Here is a 945-nt window from a genome sequence, read left to right as displayed (position 1 = left end):
GATGCTCGAGCATCATCACGACCTGTGGCTGTCAGCCTTCGATGCCAATGGCAACACGCTGTTGGCATTCGGCCTGGCAGGCTGCCCGGCGCGGGATGCGCCCTTGGCGGCGGTACCTTTGGCGCAAGGGCATGCACTGGTGGTGGCGGTGCTGGAGCGGTTCCTTGAACTGGCCCGGCCTGATCAGACCCGTATGCGCCACCTGCTGGCTGAAACCGCTGTGGATAACTTTTTGCGGCAGCTGAATATGCCATTGCAGCCGGTTGATGGCTTTTCAAGGCACTCCAACTCCGCGCCGCTGCACCTGGGAAGTTATCCACAGCGCCAAAAAAACCAGGTCTACGTCGCCGCCGTCGCACCCTTGGGCCGCCTGGATTCGGCGATGCTCAGGGGCGCAGCGCAGTTGGCCGTCGACCATGGCGACGCCACCTTGCGTGTCACGCCATGGCAAGGCCTGCTGCTGCCCAATATCCAGGATGCGGCGGCTGTCACCGAACGCCTCGAACAGCTTGGCTTTTTGTGTTCGGTGGACCAACCCCTCGCACGGATGATCGCCTGCACCGGCGCCGGCGGTTGCGCCAAAGGCCTGTCCGACACCAAGGCCGACGCCGTGCAACTGGCCGCGCTAGCGCCCGGCCACAGCGTGCACCTGTCCGGCTGCCCGCGTTCCTGCGCGGCCGCACACACCGCGCCGGTCACCCTGCTGGCGGTAAGTCCCGGCCACTACGACCTCTATTTTCGCGACGCAGGCCTGCCCGGTTTCGGCCGCCTGCACGCGCGCACTCTTTCTATTGAAGCGGCGGGCGCCTTGTTGCGCGCTCACCCACGGAGCAACACCGATGATTGATTACATCCGCGACGGTCAGGAGATCTATCGCAACTCCTTCGCGATCATTCGCGCAGAAGCCCGGCTTGATCGCATCCCTGCCGACCTGGAAAAACTCG

Annotated in this window: 2 pseudogenes; both read left to right on the top strand. The window is 64.3% G+C overall.

The window, feature by feature from the left end:
* A pseudogene (locus tag HX873_RS29085) lies at positions 1-847 on the top strand (precorrin-3B synthase); the annotation flags it as partial.
* A pseudogene (locus HX873_RS29080) lies at positions 840-945 on the top strand (precorrin-8X methylmutase); the annotation flags it as partial. The pseudogenes HX873_RS29085 and HX873_RS29080, both read left to right, overlap by 8 nt.

It is taken from the genome of Pseudomonas sp. P7758, from assembly GCF_013386485.1.
Classification (GTDB): domain Bacteria; phylum Pseudomonadota; class Gammaproteobacteria; order Pseudomonadales; family Pseudomonadaceae; genus Aquipseudomonas.
This window is presented reverse-complemented; position numbering and strand designations above follow the sequence as displayed.